Below are 19,513 nucleotides of genomic sequence, written 5' to 3'. Positions count from 1 at the left end.
TGTGGGGGGGGTGGGGCTTGTTGTGGGTATTTAAAGCTATCCAGTCCCCACACCAGGCCCCTCCGGCCCGGCACCGCACCCACAGCCCCGCGCAGCGGACCCGGCCCGCCGCAGGCGTAACGGCGGGAAAGCCCCACGGCGGGAACGCCGACAACGTGGGCCGGAGGCAAAACGCAGCGGACCCGGCCCGCCGCAGGCGCAACGGCGAAAAACCACCACGGCGGGAAAGCCGAAAACGTGGGGCGAAGACAAAGCGCAGCCTAGGACTCCGGTCCGATCCGGCTGCGCACGGCCGTCTGGACCTCGGCCTCCTCGGCCGGGTCGGCGGCGAGGCGGCGGAGCTGTTCGACGACCCGGTCGTCGCCGGTGGCGGCGTACCGGGCGGCCAGTTCCCGGGTGGTCTCCTCGCAGTCCCACAGGCACTCGACGGCGAAGCCGGCCGCGAACCCGGGGTCGGTGGCGGCGAGCGCACCGGCGGCCCGGCCGCGGAGGTGGGAGGAGGAGGTTTCCCGATAGATGTGCCGCAGGACGGGGGCGGCGCAGCCGACACCGAGCCGGCCCGTGCCGTCGACCAGCTCCCACAGGCCGTCCGCGTCCGGCCCCTCCTCACGGACGGTCCGGCGCAGCGCGGCCAGCACCCGTTCCGCGTCCTGCCGCCCGCCGCGGCGGGCGAGCACGGCGGCGGCGCACGCGCCCAGCCGGTCCGTACGCGGCGCCCAGACCCGGGCCCGCTCGACGGCCGCCACACTGCGCATCCGCGCGAAGGCGGCGAGCGCGGCCGAGGCCAGCCGTGCGGAGGAGAAGGGGTCGATGACCGCGTCCTCGATCAGATCGAGGGCGTTCGCCTCGCCGCGCTCGGCGAGGTGGTGGAGAACGGCGGCGCGGGCCGCGTCCGGTGCGCTGCGCGCGGCGCGCAGCAGCTCGGGGCGGTCCTCGGGACCGACGACGGCGGCCAGACAGCGGGCGGCAGCGATGTGCCGGTGTTCCCCGGACTCCGGCGTCATGTCCTGCTCGGCCCACCGGAGCACCTCGCTCACGCTCCAGCCGGGGCGCGGCCCGCTGGGCCGCAGCTGCCGCTGCCAGCGGTCGAAGGAGCCCTGTTCCCCGGCGGCGGCCAGCCGTGCCCCGTACCGGGGGTCCTCGGCCCACAGGCGCCAGGGCCGGGGCTCGAAGGCGTCACGGACGGCGGTGGCCAGCGCGGCCCGGCCCTCGCCGGTCTCCGGGAAGCGGGCGAGGACGGCGGGGGCCAGGGTCATCAGCCCGGCGTCGTCGTCACGCAGCGCAAGCTCGTCCAGGGCCCAGCGCCAGTTGCTGCCCGCCGCGGCGTAGCTGCGCAGCAGCAGGCGGGCGGCGTCCCTGCCGTACGCGGCGAGGTGGCCGAGGACGGCGAGGGCGAGGCCGGTGCGCTCCTCGCCGGTGTCGATGAGGTCGTCGGGGTGGAAGAGGTGACGTTCGATCTCCTCCAGCCCGCCGTCGAGCTGCATGTAGAGGCGCGCGTAGTAGAGCGAGCGGTTCTCGACCTGCCAGTCACGGCGGGGGTCGCGCAGCACACTGTCGTTCAGTGCCGCGAGCGCCTCGGCCCGCGGCGCCGCGAGGGCATGCAGGGTCCCGTCGCCGCGGCCTCGCTGCAGGAGGCCGAGCAGGGTGCCACTGGGCGCTATGTCTGGATCGAACATGAGGTCAGCATCCGGTGCGGGGGGCAGGCTGGCAACGGGATTTCCGCTGACCGGCATTCTTGCCGGTGGCTGCGGGCCGTAAGCCTCGTTCCCACCATGGATCGGCGGAAGCGCCTGCTGTACGGCGGCCGAAGCCTAGCCTGGAAGCTGTGATTCCGCCGATTCGCGCCGGGTATGCCCCAGAAGGCCGGTGGCATATGCCAGATGCACCACCGTATCGGGTAGTGCCAAATCCCTTACGCACGGTCGCCGCCTGTGCAAGAGTCGTTACCGGCCCTCAGCCCGGCGCCGCCTGATCACGGAGTACGTCATGCCGTCCCCTCTCTTCGCGGATCACCCAGCCGACCGGCCCCCCGAGCGCGACACGGTCGAGTCACTCATCACGCAGGCCCGCCGCCTGCGCGGTGACCTCGACGCGGTGCGCCGGGAGTCCTCGGTGGACACCGGCCTCGACGCCGACCCGCAGCTGCGCTGGCAGCGGGCGCTGTGCGACCTCGCCGTGCACCACCTCGACGACCTCGGGGGCCATCTCGACCAGCTGAGAGAGGGCCTGCCCGCCGAGAGCGAGGACGATCCGGCGACGGCGGCCGGGCTGCCGTCGGCCCCGCCGGAGCCCGGACCGCACGAGCCCGGACCGCACGAGCGCGGCGCACTGCTGCGCCGGGTAGGCAGCGCCGAGTGGAATCTGCTCACCGACGAGGTCAGCTGGTCCGACGAACTGTTCGCCATGTTCGGCCGGGCCCCTTCCGACGGCCCGCTCACCCTCGACGAACTTCCCTCCCTGGTCCACCCCGACGACCAGGAGGGGCTGGCCACCATGGTCACCGACTGTCTGGTCGACGGCCGGCCGATCGACGGCGAATTCCGCATCGTGCGCCCGGACGCGAGTCTGCGCACGGTGCACATGGTGGGCGAGCCGGTGCTCGACGCCGACGGCAGCACCGCCTGCATGTGGGCCGTGCTGCGGGACGTCAGCGAGCTGCGCCGCAGCCAGCAGGCGGTACGCGAGACCCGTGAATCGCTGCACCGCGAGCGGCATATCGCGCAGACCGAGCACCGGCTTGCGGTCGAGCTGCAGGAGGCCGTGCTCCCCCCGTGGCGCGGCTCCCTGCGGTTCCCGCAGGGCGGTCCGGTCGCCCTCGACCTCGCCGGGCGCTATCTGCCGTCCGGCACCCGCGACCTGATCGGCGGAGGCTGGTACGACGCACTGCAACTCCCGGACGGGACGACGCTGTTGAGCGTCGGCGATCTCACCGGACACGGCGTCACCGCGACGTCCGGTATGGCCATGGTGCTGGGCGCGCTGCGCGGTATGGCGGTCGCCGGAAACCGGCCGGGACCCCTGATGGGCTTCCTCAACCAGCTGCTGGACACCGCCGCTCAGCCGGCGCTGGGCAGCGCGGTGTGCGGCCGGTTCGACGCCGCCGCGCGGACGCTGGAGTGGGCCCAGGCCGGGCACCCCGCACCGCTGTTGTTCCGCGGCGGCACGGGGCGCGCGCTGGACCCGCCCGAGGGTGTCCTGCTCGGGGCGACCTCGGGTGCGGCCTACACCCAGCACACCGAGCAACTGGAGCCCGGTGACCTGCTCGTCCTGCACACCGACGGCCTCGTCCCCCGCCGTACACATGGCGTGGACGCCTCACATGAGGGCACCGAGCGGCTCCTCTCCCTGGCGCCGCGGTTCGCCGCGGCCCGCAGTGCGCAGGACAGCATCCGCGTCGTCGTCGAGGAATTCGGCAGCGCCGAGCGCGAGGACGACGCCTGTGTACTGATCGCCAGGGTCGGCGACTGACACAGCACGCGGCAGCCGGGGGCGGAACAGCACGTCCGGAGCCGGCCGCCCCGAAGGAGTCGGCGGGCGGACCCTCGGTTGACGGACGAGTTGACGGATGAGGTGGCGGATGAAGTGGCGGAGCCGTGAAGGGCGCTGCCGCTACAGATGACACACCGTCACACTCCCGGTGTCCGTCCGCCTCAGGCCGAGAAGTTCGCTCCGACTCCCGATCCGATACCGGGACCGAGACCCGATCCCTTGGGCTTCGCCTTCGGCAGGACATGCTGGATCTCCTCGCGCAGGTCCTGGATCTTGGCGCAGTCCGCATACTGTCCCGTGAGCCGGAACATTTCGCGGAGCCGGTCCCAGGTGCGATGCGAGGAGTTCTCCCCGATGGACACCAGTGCCAACCGGGCGTAGCGGTCGGCCTGTTCGGGGTCGTTGCCGAGGAAACAGGCCGAGGCCATCGAGATGTAGTCGAAGATCTGCGACCGCTGGCGGCCGTCCTCCCGCAGCCTCAGCGCCCGCTTGGCGTGGTCCTGGGCGATCCTGGCGGCCGACGGATCATGATCGGCGAGGGTACGGAACGCCAGCGCCTGCATGCCGTGCAGATCCGCCTCGTCGAACATCTGCATCCAGCTCGGCGGCGGCACATCGCCCCGGTCCGAGACGAACAGGTCCTCCGCCTCGCCCAGGGTGCGGCGCATGGCCTGGCCCTGGCCCTTGGACGCCTGCGCCCAGGCCTCGATGGTCTGCAGCATGGCGCGGGTGCGCGGCAGGGTTTCCTCGCCGGAGCCGGACTTGGCCAGCTTCATCAGATCCAGCGCGTCATCGGGGCGGCCCAGATGGACCATCTGCCGGGCGGCACGGGAGAGCGCCTCGCCGGCGCGGGGGCGGTCGCCGCCCTCGCGAGCCGCATGCGCGGCGATGATGAAGTACTTCTGGGCGGTGGGCTCCAGGCCCACGTCATGGGACATCCAGCCGGCCAGCACCGCCAGATTGGCGGCCACCCCCCACAGCCTGCGCTGCAGATGGTCGGGGTGGCGGTAGGCGAGCATCCCGCCGACCTCGTTGAGCTGGCCCACCACTGCCTTGCGCTGCAGCCCGCCCCCGCGGGCCGCGTCCCAGGCACGGAACACCTCGACCGAGCGCTCCAGCGCATCGATCTCCTGCGACCCCACGGGGGCCGCCTCGTAACGGTCGAGGCCGATCTGGTCGAGTTCGTCGAAGGAGTCGGAGGCGAACGGGTGGGGTGGGGCGCCGGCCGGGGCCGGGTCGGTGTGCAGCCAGTCGTACATGGCGCCGGTGAGTGCGGAGCCCGCGGCGAGTGCGGCGCCCGCACCCACCAAGCCGCGTCGGTTGAGCATGAGGTCCATTCCCGTGAATTCCGTGAGGACCGCAGCGGTCCGTTCGGGAGCCCACGGCAGACCGTCCATGGCCTGCCGCTTCCCCGAGCGACCGGTTCTTGCGAACCCGAGGTCCTCGATGGTTACGACACGGCCGAGGCGCTCGGTGAACAGGGAAGCCAGGACCTTGGGCACCGGATCGCGCGGGGTCTCCCCCATGTCGATCCAGCGCCGCACTCGTGAGGTGTCGGTCGCCAGCTGCGGATGGCCCATGGCCGCCGCCTGCCGGTTGACCAGTCTCGCCAGCTCTCCTTTGGACCAGCCGGCCAGGCCGAAAAGGTCCGCAAGACGGGTGTTCGGCTGCCTGTCCACGTCAAGCCCCCAGGTTCCTCGACTGAGTTGACAGTAACGGCCGGTGACAGGGGCTGTGGGCATTCGCCAGGGTTCGCCAGGGTGCGCCAGATGGTCTGCCACCCGTAGCCACGTGTTCTGTAGATATGCCGCCTCCGGCCTGGTGGCGGGACCGCATTCCCCAGGGTGCGCGCCCCTTCACAGGGGCCCTGGACCGGCCTCCTGCACGGGGCCCGTTCACGGGTTCCCACCACCGGGCCGGGGAGCGCACGCAACTCGCCGGCGCACGAAGGGATCTGTCTCACCCATGTATGCAGCATCGTCCGCCGTGACCGCTCCCACCCGGCCGTACCGCCCACACCCCACAGGAAACGGGCCGTATCTCGACCCTGCCCCTTCCGCGGGGACGGTCACCGGTCTCCCCGGCGGCCGTGCCCGGCGGATGCAGGGGATGAGCGCCCAGCCGCTCAGCGGGAGACTCGACCTGTCCGGCCCCCAGGGCGCCCAGTTGCGCGCCGCCGTCGCCTCGGTGCACCGCATCTGCCCGGAGTTCAACCCGGTGCAGGTGCTGCGGCGCAGCGGCAAGTCCGTCCTTCTCGTCGGCACGACCGGCCGGATGACCGCAGTGGCCAAGTGTTTACTGGACCAGTCCCCCGCATCGGCGGAACGCTTCCGGCAGGAAATAAGCGCATACCGCGCATTCGTCCGGCATCGTCCGCCGGTTCGGGTGCCGCGGCTGGTGGCGGCCGATCCCGACAACTGCACGCTGATCGTGGAGCGGATGCCCGGCCGGGTCGCGGCGCTGACCCGGCACCCGTCCGAGGCACCGCCCCGCGCGGACGTACGCGCCGCACTCAGCGCGATCTGCCGGATCAACCTCTGGCGTCCGCCGGCCGGGCTGTTCGACGCCCCGCTGGACTACGCGGGCCGGATCGGCCGCTACCACGACCTGGGGCTGCTCACCGACCGGGACATGGGCGATCTGCAGAAGCTGCTGCACGGTCTGTCGCACACCCAGGGCCAGTTCTGTCACGGCGATGCGCTGCTCAACAATGTGCTGCTGTCCCCCGCGGGGCCGGTCCTGCTGGACTGGGACAGCGCGGGATGGTATCTGCCGGGCTACGACCTGGCGACACTGTGGTCGGTGCTCGGCGACGCGCCGGTGGCCCGCCGGCACATCAGCCAACTGGCCCAGAACGCGGGACCGGCCGCGCGGGACGCCTTCCTGGTGAATCTGATGCTGGTGCTCACCCGCGAGATCCGGCGTTATGAAACCGCGGTCCAGCGCACCATGCGCGAACCCACGCCGACGGGGGCACCGGGTCCGGGACAACCCGGCGTGCCCGCGGCGGGCGAGGAGCAGCGGCTGCTCCTGCGCCGGCTGCACGACGACTGCCAGATGGCCCGTCGTGCGGTGCGGGCGGCGGTCGGCACCCGCTGACCGCCGAGGGGCGCCGGACAGCACCGGCGCCCGCAAGGGGGGACCATGAGCGGCGCACCCGGGCACGGGGTGCGCCGCTCACCCATGTGCGCCGCTCCCCTCACCCCTCCCGTTCACCCCTGGCCTTCGCCCCTCCCGTTCGCGCCTCTCCTTCGGCCGTCCGTCCGTACGGCCGTCGTCCATGCGGTCGTCGTTCGCTTCCGGTGATTGGTCCATTCCACTGACGCCCCGCAGGCCGGGCGCAGGTCCGGGAAGGCTCCTCCGGAGAGGCCCTGACATGCGAAATCCCGAAGCGGCACGGTGATTGACGGACCCTCGGCAAACGTATAGCTCTAAGCCGACGGGGGCTCTAGTCTCGGGTCCCGCCCGTGCGGCCGTTTGCGCACCCACCGTCACACCGCCCCGGCTCGGGCCGGCTCGAGGAGGTTGCTTTGCGAGGATCCGCCCCGGAAGACGACAAGAGAATCCACCGCCCCGCCCTGCGCAGATCCGCCACCGCCGTCGCGGCGGCGGTGCTGCTGCTGCCGCTCTCGGGAGCGCCGTCCGCACACGCCGGCCAGCCCCGGACGGGCGATCTGCAGCGGGCCTTCACCGACGCCGCCGCCCGCTTCCATGTGCCGCGCAGCGTGCTGCTCGGCGTCTCGTACCTGGAGTCCCGCTGGGACACCCATGGCGGCGCCCCCAGCGTCTCCGGCGGCTACGGGCCGATGCATCTGACCGACGCCCGCACGGCCCTGGCGCGCGCCCCGGAGTTCAGCGAGGACGACGAGGACGCCCGCGGCGACGACGCACGGCCCCGTAAGAAGGTACCGGCCGGTGCGGCCAAGCGGGCCGCGCTGCCCGCCGAACTCCCCGCGCGGCTGCGGACGTTGACGACGGCCGCCACACTGGCCGGCCTGCCGGCCGGGAGGCTGCGCACCGACCCCGCGGCGAATGTGCTCGGCGGGGCGGCGCTGCTCGCCGCGGAGCAGCGCACGCTGGGGCACACGGCAGGCAAGGACCCGGCGCAGTGGTACGCGGCGGTGGCACGCTACGGGGGCCAGGACGATCTGCGCGGCGGTCAGGCCTTCGCGGACGAGGTCTACGAGGTGATGCGCCAGGGCCAGACCCGTACGACCGACGCGGGGCAGCGGGTCACACTGCCGGCCGCGCCGGGGCTGACGCCCGCCGCCGCCCAGAAAAAACGTCTCGGCACGCCGGCCGGCCGGGCACCGGGGGCACCGGGGGCACCGGGGGCACCGGGGGCACCGGCCGCTCGCGCGCCGGAGTGCCCACGGAAGGTCGCCTGCGAGTCGGTACCGGCGCCGTACGAGGAGTTCGGCGACGGTGACTACGGCAACCACGACAAGGCGGACCGGCCCGAGGACCAGCGGGTCAGCACCATCGTCATCCATGACACCGAGGGGTCCTGGGAGACGACGCTGAAGCTGATCAAGGACCCCACCTATGTGTCCTGGAACTACACGATCCGCTCCTCGGACGGGCTGATCGCCCAGCATGTGCCGACCAAGGACGTCGCCTGGCACGCGGGCAACTGGTACCTCAACTCGCACTCCGTCGGCATCGAGCACGAGGGCTTCCTCGCCGCGCCGGACGCCTGGTACACGGAGGCGATGTACCGCACATCGGCCCGGCTGGTGAAGTATCTGAGCCGCAAGTACGACGTGCCGCTCGACCGGCAGCACATCCTGGGCCACGACAATGTCCCCGGCACGACCACGGCCACCATCCCCGGTATGCACACCGACCCCGGCCCCTACTGGGACTGGGCGCACTACTTCGCCCTGCTGGGCAAGCCGTTCAAGGCCACCGCGGGCGCGCACGGCGGGCTGGTCACCATCCGCCCCGGCTATGACCGGAACAAGCCGGTCTACACCAGCTGTGAGAAGTCCGGTGACACCTGCGCGCCGCACGGCTCCACAGCGGTCCGGCTGTACACCGCGCCGAGCGAGAGCGCACCGCTGGTCAAGGACGTCGGGCTGCATCCGGACGGCAGTGACTCGACAAACGGTGTGAACGACACCGGTGCCCGTGCCTCCACGGGCCAGCGGTTCGCGGTGGCGGGCCGGTCCGGCGACTGGACGGCGATCTGGTACCTCGGGCAGAAGGCCTGGTTCCGCAATCCGCACCGCGCGCCGACGGCAGTGAACGCCAAGGGGCTGATCGCCACGCCGAAGGACGGCCGGGAGGAGATCCCGGTCTACGGCCGCGCGTACCCGGAGAAGGACGCCTATCCGGCCGGGGTGCCCTACCAGGCGGTCTCCCCGCTGCCGTACAAGCTCGCGGCGGGCCAGAAGTACGCCGTCGGGGGCCGGGTGAGGGGCGACTACTTCTACGCCCCGACCTTCGATCTGTCTCAGCACGCCATCGTGCGCGGCGAGGACGTCTACTACGAGATCCAGGTCGGGCACCGGGTCGGCTATGTGCGGGCGGCCGATGTCGAGGTGCGGCGCTCGGGTTCCTAGCAGCGCTCGCCCACCGGTGGGGTGAGCGTGTCGCGGCCCGGGGGGGGGGGGGGCCGCCCCCCCGCGCGGCGGGGGGCGGGGCCGGGGCGGCGGGGGCGCCTGTGGGGGGGGGGGGGGGGGGGGCTCCCCCCCCCCCCGCCCCCGGGGGGGGGGGGCGGGGGCGGCCGCGGGGGGCGGGGGCCCCCCCCCCCCGCCCGCGACGGTGTCCGCTCCGGAGCTGCCGGGGCTCAGCCCTGCTGGAAGAGCTCCGCCGGCAGCGGCTTGAGCAGCGCGTAGAGGTCGTCGGTGATCGGCCGGTCCCAGCTGGCGATGGTGACCAGCACACCGTCGCTGCGGTCGAACTGGGCGCAGGAGATCCGGCTCTCGGAGCACTTGATGCGCTTGACGATCAGCAGGTTGTCCTCGTGCATCACGGGGGTGTCCTCGCTCTCGACGACCGTCACCGGCTCGTCGTTGCCGAGCGCCGCGAGCAGCTGTGCCACCTCGAAGGGCACCTGGTCGTCCTCCAGCTCACGGGCCGGGGAGCCCTCCGGCAGATTGCCGATGACCATCGCGGGGCCACGGCCGCCGAACAGGTCGTAGCGGAGAAAGACACCCTGGCAGCTCCCGTCGGGCGCGGGCAGCAGCCCGGCTCCGAGATTGCCGGGCCAGTCCCCGGGGTCCATGGCGAGGACGTCGAAGTCAGGCCCGGCGGGCGTGGCTGCGCTGCGGCGGCGGAGGAAGGACATGCCGCCATCGTACGTGGCCCGGCCGGGCACGCGGCGCGGGCGTCGGGGTGGACGACGCCCCGCGCGCGGAGCCGCCGTCTCGTCCTTCGGCTGGTCGTTATGCCTGGTCGGCCAGCGCGCGAAGCCGGCGCAGCGCCTCGTCGGTGGCGGCATACGGCACGAAGAGGTGATCGTGATGGAAGCCGGCGACGACATTGCAGCTGAGGCCGGCCTGGGCGAGGGCGGTGGCGACCGCGGCGGTCAGTCCGACGGCGTCCAGCGCGGAGTGCACCCGCAGGGTGATCCAGCCGGCGACATAGTCGTAGGCCAGGCCCGCGCGGTCGGCCTCATCCTGGTGGACGACGAGGGTGCGGCCCTCGGGCTCGGTGACGGTGACCAGCGGCGTCAGCCCGTCGGGGACGGCGCCGGGCACGCTCGTAAAGACAAAGCGGCCCTCGTTCTGCTCGGGACGCATCCCGCTCAGCAGGGCCCGGAGATCACGTTCGCCCGTCATGCCACCCACCCTACGGGGCGCCGCCCGGTCCTTCCCTGCGTCGCTCGTGGTGGCGCGCGACCCGGGCGCGGTTGCCGCAGGAGGGGGTGCACCACTCCTGGCGGGCGTGGTCCTTGACGAAGTAGCGCACACAGCGCGGGGCGGGGCAGGCCCGCAGCAGCGCACGGTCGGGGCCGGCGAGGAAAGCGAGGGCGGCGCGGGCCAGCGCGGCGACGATCCGGTCGGCGGGCGGCGGGGAGCCGGCCGGGTGCTGCCGCACGGCGGGCGGCGCGCCCGGCTCCCAGCTGAGCCGGGGCGCCGTGGGGACCAGCGCCGCGGCGGCGTTCAGCCGGCGGACCGCCTCTTCTTCCGGGAGCAGCCGGTGGGCGTCGGCGGAGCTGGGCGGTCCCGGCCGGACGGCGCGGGCGAACAGCGACCGGACCGCGGCCCGCAGCTCGCGCACGGCGGCGTGCAGCGCCTCGTCCGGGACGGCCTGGCCGGCCGCGCAGTCCAGCAGCGCGGCCCGCTCGCGCACCCAGACCGCAAGCCCTTCCGGACCGGCCAGGTCATCGGCGACGCCACCGTGCCCGTCATGGCGCAGGGTGACGGCGAGTTCGAGGGCGAGCCGTGTTGCGGTCATGGCGCTAACGGTAACGTCGCCGCCAGGCATTAACCAGCCGGGGCGGTAGGGCTGACGTACGTCAACTGATGCGCGATCAGCCGGCATTCTCGGGCGGCCTTCCGGCCTTCGCCCCGCGGGACACACCTGACGAGCCGGTGGAACCGTTCACCGCCTGACCGCTCGGCGCCGTACGGGCGCAGGTTCCCGGACCGCACGCCAGACGGTCTCGACCGGCGGCGCGCCGACGGCAATCCGTCGGCCCGCACACCGATCCTCAAGGACATCCCACTCGGCGCGCCCGCCCCCGCGAGGTGTCAGCCGGCCGGCGCGTCGGCGCCGACCAGCCACATCGAGAAGAACTGGGAGCCGCCGCCGTAGGCATGCCCCAAGGCGGTCCGGGCGCCGTCGACTTGGTGCTCGCCGGCCTGGCCGCGCACCTGGAGGGCGGCCTCCGCGAAGCGGATCATGCCGGAGGCGCCGATGGGGTTGGTGGACAGCACGCCGCCGGAAGGGTTGACGGGGAGGTCGCCGTCGAGTGCGGTGACACCCGACTCGGTGAGCTTCCAGCCCTCACCCTCCGCGGCGAAGCCCAGGTTCTCCAGCCACATCGGCTCGTACCAGCTGAAGGGGACGTACATCTCGACCGCGTCGATCTGCCGGCGCGGATCGGTGATGCCGGCCTGCCGGTAGACGTCGGCGGCGCAGTCCTTGCCGGCCTGCGGGGAGACGAAGTCCTTGCCGGCGAAGAGGGTGGGCTCGGTGCGCATCGCCCCGCCGTGCACCCAGGCCGCCGGATGCGGTGCGCGGGCGGCCCCGGTGCGGTCGGTGAGGATCATCGCGCAGGCGCCGTCGGAGGACGGGCAGGTCTCGGAGTAGCGGATCGGGTCCCAGAGCATCGGCGAGGCCTGGACCTTTTCGAGGGTGAGGTCGTGTTCGTGGAGGTGGGCGTAGGGGTTCTTGAGGGCGTTGCGGCGGTCCTTGTAGGCAACGAGGGAGCCGACGGTGTCCGGGGCACCGGAGCGCCGCATGTACGCACGGACGTGCGGGGCGAAGAAGCCGCCGGCGCCGGCCAGCAGGGGCTGCTGGAAGGGGACCGGCAGGGACAGGCCCCACATGGCGTTGGACTCGGACTGTTTTTCGAAGGCGAGGGTGAGGACGGTGCGGTGGACCCGGGCGGCGACGAGGTTCGCGGCGACCAGGGCGGTGGAGCCGCCGACCGAGCCGGCGGTGTGCACCCGCAGCATCGGTTTGCCGACGGCCCCCAGCGCGTCGGCGAGATACAGCTCGGGCATCATCACGCCCTCGAAGAAGTCGGGGGCCTTGCCGATCACCACGGCGTCGAGGTCCGCCCACGTCAACCGGGCGTCCTCCAGGGCACGCAGGGCTGCCTCGCGGACGAGTCCGGCGAGGGAGACATCGCGGCGGGCGGCGACGTGTGCGGTCTGGCCGATGCCGACGACGGCCACGGGCTCCTTGCTCATCACTCACCCTCCAGGACGGCGACCAGGTTCTGCTGCAGGCACGGCCCCGAGGTGGCGTGCGCGAGGGCGCGGTCGGATGCGCCGCGCTGGATGCGGGCGGCGGCCTCGCCGAGCCGGATCAGGCCGGCGGCCATGACGGGGTTGGCGGCCAGTGCGCCGCCGGACGGGTTGATGCACACCGTGGTGTCCGGCGCGTCGAGTTTCAGGGCGCGGCGCAGTACGACTTCCTGGGAGGCGAAGGGGGCGTGCAGCTCGGCCGTGTCGACGATGGGGGCACCTCCCCTGCCCTTGAGGCCATGGGGGACTTCGAAAGCACCGGCCCGCTCGGCGGCGAGCCGGGTGGACGGTGAGTCGGTGAGATCGCGAACGCCCAGGCTGTGTGCCTCGATGCGGTGGTCGAGGCCACGGATCCAGGCGGGGCGGTCGGCGAGCCGGCGGGCGGTGTCGCCGGCGGCGAGCACGACGGCGGCCGCGCCGTCGCCGATGGGCGGGCAGTCGCCGGTGCGCAGCGGGGCGACGAGCAGCTCGCCCGCGGGTATCCCGCCGCGCAGCTGGGCGTGCGGGTTGGACCCTGCGGCGGCACGGCTGCGGGCGGCTATTGCGGCCAGTTCCCGCTCATCGGTCAGCCCCGCGTCGATCAGGGCCTGCGCCTGGAGGGCGGCGAGCGCGACGGAGTCGGGCCAGAGCGGGGCGACGTAGTACGGGTCGAGCTGCCGGGTGAGGACCTCGCGGACGTCGCCGGGCGAGGACTTGCCGTAGGCGTAGACGAGCGCGGTCTCGGCCTCACCGGTGAGGATCTTCACCCAGGCCTCGTACAGCGCCCAGGCGCCGTCCGTCTCGACATGGGATTCGGAGATCGGCGGCCAGGCGCCGACGCCGTCCAGGGCCATGGTGAAGGAGAAGGCCCGGCCGGCGAGGTAGTCGGAGGAGCCGGAGCAGGTGAAGTCGATGTCCCGGGCCGCCAGACCGGTCTGCGCCAGGACGTCGTGGAGTACCGGCATCAGCATCTCGACCTCGGAGGTCTCCGCGCTGTCGCGGACGTGATCGCTCTGCCCGAAGGCGACGATGGCGACTTCGCGCATCAGATCAGCTCCTTGTAGCTGTCGTAGTCGGCATCGGGTTCGCCGGTGGGGCGGTAGTGGTCGGGGAAGCGGCTGCCCTCGGCCCAGACGGGTTCGACCCGCAGGCCCATGCGGACCCGGTCGTAGGGGATGCCGCCGATGCGGGCGTGCAGGGCGAGGTCGGCGCCGTCCAGGGCGATATGGGCGTAGACGTAGGGGACCTCGATGTCCAGGTTCCTGGCCTTGATGTTGACGATGCAGAAGGTGGTGACGGTGCCGCGGGGGCCGACCTCGACCTGGGTGTCGGTGGCGACGCCGCAGGTGGGGCAGGCGCCGCGGGGCGGTACATAGACCTTGCGGCAGGAGGGGCAGCGTTCGCCGATGATGCGGTGGCCGGCCAGCGCCTGGAGGTAGCGGGACTGGGCGCGGCCGGGCGCATAGGTGTAGTCGAGCCGGGCGGGGGTGGTGATTCCGGTGACGGGGTTCGCGAACTCGCCCTGGTGTGGGGATGGTCGACCACCGGGGGCGGCGCTGTCGTCCGGCTCGAAGCAGGCGATGTCGGTGATCGCGCCGGTGCGCTCGCCGGCCCAGCGGACCCGGACCCGCATGCCGGTGCGCACGGCGTCGGGGCCGGGGGCGTCCAGTGCGTGCAGCAGTGCGGTGTCGGCGCCGTCGAGCCGGACCAGGACCCAGGCGAAGGGGGTGGTGAGCGGCTGGCCGCGGCGCGGGGCCGGGTTCCAGGCCCAGGTGGTGACGGTGCCGGCGGTGCCGACCTCGACGAGGTCACGGATCTCCTCGGCGGTGACCGGATCGTATTCGGTGGGCGGGACGACCACCCGGCCGTCGCTCGCCGTGACACCGAGGACGATGCGCTCGCGCAGCCCGGTGAGAAAGGCGCTCTGGACCGGGCCGAGCGAGCGGGTGAAGGGGAATTCCACGACGAGGGGCGCCGTGAGGACCTCTGACATGCGGGCTCCTTCGGTCAGGCGCGCCGGTAGACGGGTGGGCGCTTCTCGGCGAAGGCCCGGGAGCCCTCTTTGGCGTCGGCGGTGTCGAAGATGGGCCAGCCGCGGGCGAGTTCGGCCTTCAGCCCGTCGGTCTCGGTCATCTCGGCGGTCTCGTAGACGGACGCCTTGACGGCTTCGACGGCGAGCGGTCCGCAGGCGTTGACCAGTTCGGCGATCTCCAGGGCCTTGTCCAGCGCGGTTCCCTCGGGCACGACATGGCCGATCAGCCCGATGCGTTCGGCCTCGCGCGCGGGGTAGGGCCGTCCGGTGAGCAGTATTTCCAGGGCGTGGGTGCGGGGGATCTGGCGGGCGAGGCGGACGGTGGAGCCGCCGAGGGGAAACAGTCCGCGCCTGACCTCGAAGAGTCCGAAGGTGGCGGTCTCGCCGGCGACGCGGATGTCGGTGCCCTGGAGGATCTCCGTCCCGCCCGCGACACAGTGGCCCTCGACGGCGGCGATCACGGGTTTACGGGGGCGGTGGTGGCGCAGCATCGCCTTCCAGTGCAGATCGGGGTCGGCGCGCAGCCGGTCGCGATAGTGATCGCCGGCCATGCCGTCGCCCGCGAGGGCCTTGAGGTCCATCCCGGCGCAGAAGGTGCCGCCGGCGCCGGTGAGGACGATGGAGCGGATCCCGTCGTCCTCGTCGGCGGCGGTCCAGCCGTCGTACAGACCCACCAGCATCGGCAGCGAGAGCGCGTTCTTCGCCTCCGGCCGGTTGAGGGTGAGCACCAGTGTGGCGCCGAGGCGCTCCACCGACAGATGTTCCGTGCTGCCCATTCCGTCCTCCCGTCTCGCGACGTAGAACAGGTTGCAGTAGCCGCACACCGACTTCAAGACCTTTCTGACACATAGTCAGATTTCTTGTCCGTGGCTCTTCCCTGCGCCTTCGGGCGGCGCTCTAATGACCACCGAACCGACGCCCGCCCGGTCTGGAGGAGACGTGGAGTACAACCTTGCCGACCTCTTCGAGTCGATCGTCGACACGGTCCCCGACCGCGAGGCGCTGGTGTACATCGACCATCCGGGGACCGGCAGCGAACGGCGGCTGACCTACGCGGAGCTGGACCGCGCCGCCAACCGCCTGGCCCATCACCTCGGCGACCGCGGCATCGGCCCCGGCCAGCACGTCGGACTGCACCTCTACAACGGCATCGAATACCTCCAGGCGCTGTACGCCTGCCTGAAGATCCGCGCCGTACCGGTGAACGTCAATTACCGTTACGTGGAAGAGGAGTTGGCCTACCTCTACCGCGACGCCGACCTGGTGGCGCTGGTCTTCGACGCGGAGTTCACCGCGCGGGTGGCCGCCGCCCTCCCGCAGGCCCCCGGGCTGCGGCAGCTCGTACGGGTCGGCACGCCGCCGGCCGGCGCCCCCGAGCCGCCGGTCGCGCCCGTCGCCCTCGCGGACGCCGAGGCCGCCGGCTCTCCCGGCCGCGGTTTCGGCCCGCGCTCCGCCGACGACCAGATCGTGATCTACACAGGCGGCACCACGGGCATGCCCAAGGGCGTGATGTGGCGCCACGAGGACCTCTTCTTCGCCGGGATGGGCGGCGGGGCACCGACCGGTGAGCCGGTGAAGCGGCCGCAGGAGCTGGCCGAGCGGGTCGCGGCCGGCGGCGACGGCATCGTCTTCTTCCCCACTCCCCCGCTGATGCACGGCACCTCCACCCTCACCGCGTTCATCGCCTTCCACTTCGGCCAGAAGGTCGTCATCCACCGCAAATACGTGCCCGAGGAGGTGCTGCGGACCATCGAGCGGGAGCGGGTCACCAGCGTGTCCCTGGTCGGCGATGCGATGCTGCGCCCGCTCGTCGATGCGCTCGGCGGACCGCTCAAGGACACCGACTGCTCCTCGCTGTTCAGCGTCAGCAGCTCCGGCGCGATCCTCTCCGAGACCGTACGTGCCCAGTTCAGCGCGCTGGCCCCGCAGGTCATGCTGCTCAACAACTTCGGCTCTTCGGAATCCGGGTTCAACGGCACCGCCACCGACGACTCGGGCCCCGACAAGGGCTTCCGGCTGCGCGTCAACTCCCTGACGGCAGTGGTGGACCCGGCGACCCGGGAACCGGTTCCGGCCGGCGAGGTGGGCCGTATCGCGCTGCGCGGGCATGTCCCGCTGGGCTACTACAACGACCCGGTGAAGACCGCCGAGACGTTCTTCGAGGCACAGGGTGACCGGTGGGTGCTGCTGGGCGATATGGCCACCGTCGACGAGGCGGGCATCGTCACCGTCCTCGGCCGGGGCTCGCAATGCATCAACTCCGGTGGCGAGAAGGTCTATCCGGAGGAGGTCGAGCAGGCGCTGAAGGCACATCCGGACGTCTATGACGCACTGGTGGCGGGCGTGCCGGACGAGCGGTGGGGCAACCGCGTCGCGGCCGTGGTCCAACTGCGGCCGGACGCCCTGCCGTTGGATCTCGCCGGCCTGCAGCTCCACTGCCGGACCCGGCTGGCGGGCTACAAGATTCCGCGCGCCGTCGTCTTCACCGACCACATCCGGCGTTCGCCCAGCGGCAAGGCGGACTACCGCTGGGCACGGGCGGTGGCGGCGGGCGAACGGACGAGCTGAGCCGAGCCCGTCCGCCGGGCGGTGCGGGGCGGTGCCGCGCGTCAGGTTCCGGCGCAGACCGACCGCAGCGAGCGGGCCAGCGCCACCGTGTGCAGCCCGTCCTGATGACGCTCACGGTGGACGTGTGCGGCGGCCGCGCTCAGCAGTGCAGCGCAGTACGGCGCCGAGCGGGCCTGCGGGGAGCGGGCAAGGGCCCGCACCAGTTCGCCGTTGATGCGGTTGATCTCCTTGCGCACCTCCGTGAGGTCGGGCCGCGTGGCCGGCGCCTGCGCGGGGTCCGCGTCCCACCTGCGGTGCAGCCCACGCTGCACGATCTTGCTCGCCTCGATCTGGTCCCGGAAGATCCGCACCGCGTCCGCCGGATCGGCGCCCAGCCGCCGGGCCTGCTCCGCCACCGCGTCCAGCACTTCCTGCTCACGGGCCGGGTCGTCGACCGGGCTGCCGGTGCCCCACTTCGCCGCGGCCACCAGATCGCCGGTGGCCAGTCGCTCCGCGAACAGCTCGGCGAGCGAACGGAGTGGGCCGTACGGGGTGTGCGCGGTGGTGGCGGCCGCAGCGGCGGCCGGGGGCGGCGGGGCGGCCGGGGGCGGGGCGGCCGGCGCCGCGGCGACCCCGCCGGTTCCGGCCAGCAGGACGGCCGCGGCCGCTCCGGCGGTCAGGACACTCCGTATCGAGGTGGTCAGCTGCACGGTCGGCCTTTCTCGAACCCCGGCACATCCCCGGGGAGTTCAGGGAACGGCATACGCTCACGAGCCCAGAGGAACCGGGCGGCCGTGGGGCGTGAGCCGGGGCGCGTCCCCCTCTCCCCACACCCGGTACGCCGGCTGAACCTCACCGACCTGCACTCTCCCGGACGTCACTCCTGCGCGGGAAGCTACCCGGGAGGTGTCTGCGCCACGCCCCTTGACGTGTTCGCCGCGCGCTGATTACTTGGACCCGCATGCGGCTACCGAATGATCGGTAGGGACACGAGGCGGTGAACTCCATGCCGGAAGCGGCTACGGGCAGTGAGACGTTCGACGAAGCGGAGCGGCTCGGCGCGGACGCGTTGCATGCCCTGCAACTGACGCGACTGCGCGCCTCGTTGCAGCACGCCTACGACCACGTCCCGTTCTACCGGGACTCCTTCGACCGCGCCGGGGTGCACCCGCAGGACTGCCGCTCGCTCGGCGATCTCGCCCGTTTCCCGTTCACCGTCAAGGACGATCTGCGCGCCCAGTACCCCTTCGGGATGTTCGCCGTCCCCAAGGAGCAGGTGCGCCGCATCCATGCCTCCAGCGGCACCACGGGCCGCCCGACGGTCGTCGGCTACACCGAGCGCGATCTGTCCCACTGGGCGGATGTCGTCGCCCGCTCCCTCCACGCGGCCGGCGCACGGCCCGGTCACACCGTCCATATCGCTTACGGGTACGGGCTGTTCACCGGCGGCCTGGGCGCGCACTACGGCGCGGAGCGGCTCGGCTGCACGGTCGTACCGGCGTCCGGCGGGATGACCAGCCGGCAGGTGCAGATCATCCAGGACCTCCGGCCCGAGATCATCATGGTCACGCCGTCCTACATGCTCACGCTGCTGGACGAATTCGAGCGGCAGGGCGTCGATCCCCGTACGACCTCGCTCAGGGTCGGCGTCTTCGGCGCCGAGCCCTGGACGCAGGAGATGCGCCGCGAGATCGAGGCACGGTTCGCGATCGACGCCGTGGACATATACGGCCTGTCGGAGGTGATGGGCCCCGGCGTCGCCCAGGAGTGTGTGGAGACCAAGGACGGGCTCCACATCTGGGAGGACCATTTCTATCCCGAGGTGGTCGACCCGATCACCGGCGAGGTGCTGCCGGACGGTGCGCACGGCGAGCTGGTGTTCACCTCCCTCACCAAGGAAGCGATGCCGGTCATCCGCTATCGCACCCGTGATCTGACCCGGCTGCTGCCCGGTACCGCGCGGGCCGCGTTCCGCCGGATGGAGAAGATCACCGGACGCAGCGACGACATGATCATTCTGCGCGGGGTCAATCTCTTCCCCGCGCAGGTCGAGGAGATCGTGCTGCGGACGCCCGGGGTCGCGCCGCACTTCCAGCTGAAGCTGACCCGGGAGGGCCGGATGGACCGGCTGACCGTGCGCGCCGAGGCCCGGCCGGACGCGACACCCGAAGTGCGCACGGTGGCCGCCGGGCTGATCGCGCGCGGCGTCAAGGACGGGATCGGGGTCACGGTCGATGTCGAGATCGTCGACCCGGAGACCCTGGAGCGCTCGGTCGGCAAGATCAAGCGCATGGTGGACGCCCGGCCGCGGGAGAAGGCATAGGGAGTGCGGCACGTCGTCCGCCGCGGGAGGGCCGGGGAAGGCGGCGCGGGAGGCGCGGAGCCCGGCGCGGGACCCGGTGGGGGCGTGGCGGGGCCGCGGGAGCCCTGCCCCAGGCCCCCGGGAGGCGGCGGGAGCCCGGCGCGGCCGGGCGGCTGGACGCGGCCGGGCGGCAGGGCACCGGCCCGGCGGCAGGGCACCGGCCCGGCGGCGAGGCACCGG

Annotated in this window: 15 protein-coding genes; 5 read left to right on the top strand and 10 right to left on the bottom strand. The window is 72.6% G+C overall.

Annotated features, from left to right (window positions below; translation table 11 throughout):
- Positions 1-260: 260 nt before the first annotated feature.
- Positions 261-1,676, bottom strand: coding sequence for a HEAT repeat domain-containing protein (locus ACWGJY_RS35505; RefSeq protein WP_453265021.1), 1,416 nt, complete (start codon positions 1,674-1,676; stop codon positions 261-263).
- Between the two features lie 310 nt (positions 1,677-1,986).
- On the opposite strand from ACWGJY_RS35505, the gene ACWGJY_RS35500 reads away from it, so the two are divergent.
- Positions 1,987-3,468, top strand: coding sequence for a PP2C family protein-serine/threonine phosphatase (locus ACWGJY_RS35500; protein WP_453265020.1), 1,482 nt, complete (start codon positions 1,987-1,989; stop codon positions 3,466-3,468).
- A gap of 182 nt (positions 3,469-3,650) precedes the next feature.
- Here the strand turns inward: ACWGJY_RS35500 and ACWGJY_RS35495 are convergent, their stop codons facing one another.
- On the bottom strand, positions 3,651-5,168 hold the full coding sequence (locus ACWGJY_RS35495; protein ID WP_453265019.1) for a DNA-binding protein NsdB: 1,518 nt from the start codon (positions 5,166-5,168) through the stop codon (positions 3,651-3,653).
- Positions 5,169-5,454: 286 nt separating this feature from the next.
- Between ACWGJY_RS35495 and ACWGJY_RS35490 the strand changes: the two genes are divergently transcribed.
- Both ACWGJY_RS35490 and ACWGJY_RS35485 read left to right on the top strand, forming a co-directional pair.
- Positions 5,455-6,588, top strand: a complete 1,134-nt coding sequence (locus ACWGJY_RS35490; RefSeq protein WP_453265018.1) for an aminoglycoside phosphotransferase family protein — start codon at positions 5,455-5,457, stop codon at positions 6,586-6,588.
- Between the two features lie 431 nt (positions 6,589-7,019).
- Entirely contained in the window at positions 7,020-9,053 is a 2,034-nt protein-coding gene (locus ACWGJY_RS35485; protein ID WP_453265017.1) for an N-acetylmuramoyl-L-alanine amidase, read from the top strand.
- 227 nt (positions 9,054-9,280) lie between these two features.
- On the opposite strand, the gene ACWGJY_RS35480 is transcribed toward ACWGJY_RS35485, so the two are convergent.
- The 7 genes from ACWGJY_RS35480 to ACWGJY_RS35450 form a co-directional block, all read right to left on the bottom strand.
- Positions 9,281-9,781 (bottom strand): hypothetical protein, encoded by a 501-nt coding sequence (locus ACWGJY_RS35480; protein WP_030079833.1) that lies wholly within the window; start codon positions 9,779-9,781, stop codon positions 9,281-9,283.
- Positions 9,782-9,878: 97 nt separating this feature from the next.
- Positions 9,879-10,274 (bottom strand): ACT domain-containing protein, encoded by a 396-nt coding sequence (locus ACWGJY_RS35475; RefSeq protein WP_453265016.1) that lies wholly within the window; start codon positions 10,272-10,274, stop codon positions 9,879-9,881.
- 10 nt (positions 10,275-10,284) lie between these two features.
- Positions 10,285-10,893 carry a CGNR zinc finger domain-containing protein gene (locus ACWGJY_RS35470; RefSeq protein WP_453265015.1) on the bottom strand — a complete coding sequence of 203 codons (609 nt, stop codon included), beginning with the start codon at positions 10,891-10,893 and terminating at the stop codon, positions 10,285-10,287.
- Positions 10,894-11,189: 296 nt separating this feature from the next.
- Complete coding sequence (locus ACWGJY_RS35465; RefSeq protein ID WP_453265014.1) at positions 11,190-12,356, bottom strand: thiolase domain-containing protein; 1,167 nt, start codon at positions 12,354-12,356, stop codon at positions 11,190-11,192.
- Entirely contained in the window at positions 12,356-13,438 is a 1,083-nt protein-coding gene (locus tag ACWGJY_RS35460) for a thiolase domain-containing protein (protein WP_453265013.1), read from the bottom strand. The genes ACWGJY_RS35465 and ACWGJY_RS35460 overlap by 1 nt, the downstream gene beginning before the upstream one ends.
- Positions 13,438-14,385, bottom strand: a complete 948-nt coding sequence (locus ACWGJY_RS35455; protein ID WP_453265012.1) for a Zn-ribbon domain-containing OB-fold protein — start codon at positions 14,383-14,385, stop codon at positions 13,438-13,440. Before ACWGJY_RS35455 ends, ACWGJY_RS35460 begins: the two co-directional genes overlap by 1 nt.
- 14 nt (positions 14,386-14,399) lie before the next feature.
- A complete protein-coding gene (locus ACWGJY_RS35450; RefSeq protein WP_453265011.1) occupies positions 14,400-15,200 on the bottom strand; it encodes a crotonase/enoyl-CoA hydratase family protein in 801 nt (266 codons plus the stop codon).
- 163 nt (positions 15,201-15,363) lie between these two features.
- On the opposite strand from ACWGJY_RS35450, the gene ACWGJY_RS35445 reads away from it, so the two are divergent.
- On the top strand, positions 15,364-16,992 hold the full coding sequence (locus ACWGJY_RS35445; RefSeq protein WP_453265010.1) for an acyl-CoA synthetase: 1,629 nt from the start codon (positions 15,364-15,366) through the stop codon (positions 16,990-16,992).
- Positions 16,993-17,033: 41 nt separating this feature from the next.
- Here ACWGJY_RS35445 and ACWGJY_RS35440 read toward each other — a convergent pair whose 3' ends face one another.
- Positions 17,034-17,681, bottom strand: coding sequence for a chorismate mutase (locus ACWGJY_RS35440; protein ID WP_453265009.1), 648 nt, complete (start codon positions 17,679-17,681; stop codon positions 17,034-17,036).
- Positions 17,682-17,977: 296 nt separating this feature from the next.
- On the opposite strand from ACWGJY_RS35440, the gene paaK reads away from it, so the two are divergent.
- Complete coding sequence (paaK, locus tag ACWGJY_RS35435) at positions 17,978-19,294, top strand: phenylacetate--CoA ligase PaaK (protein ID WP_453265008.1); 1,317 nt, start codon at positions 17,978-17,980, stop codon at positions 19,292-19,294.
- The last annotated feature ends 219 nt before the right edge of the window (positions 19,295-19,513 follow it).

The sequence above is a fragment of the Streptomyces sp. NPDC054765 genome (assembly GCF_053612065.1).
This window is presented reverse-complemented; position numbering and strand designations above follow the sequence as displayed.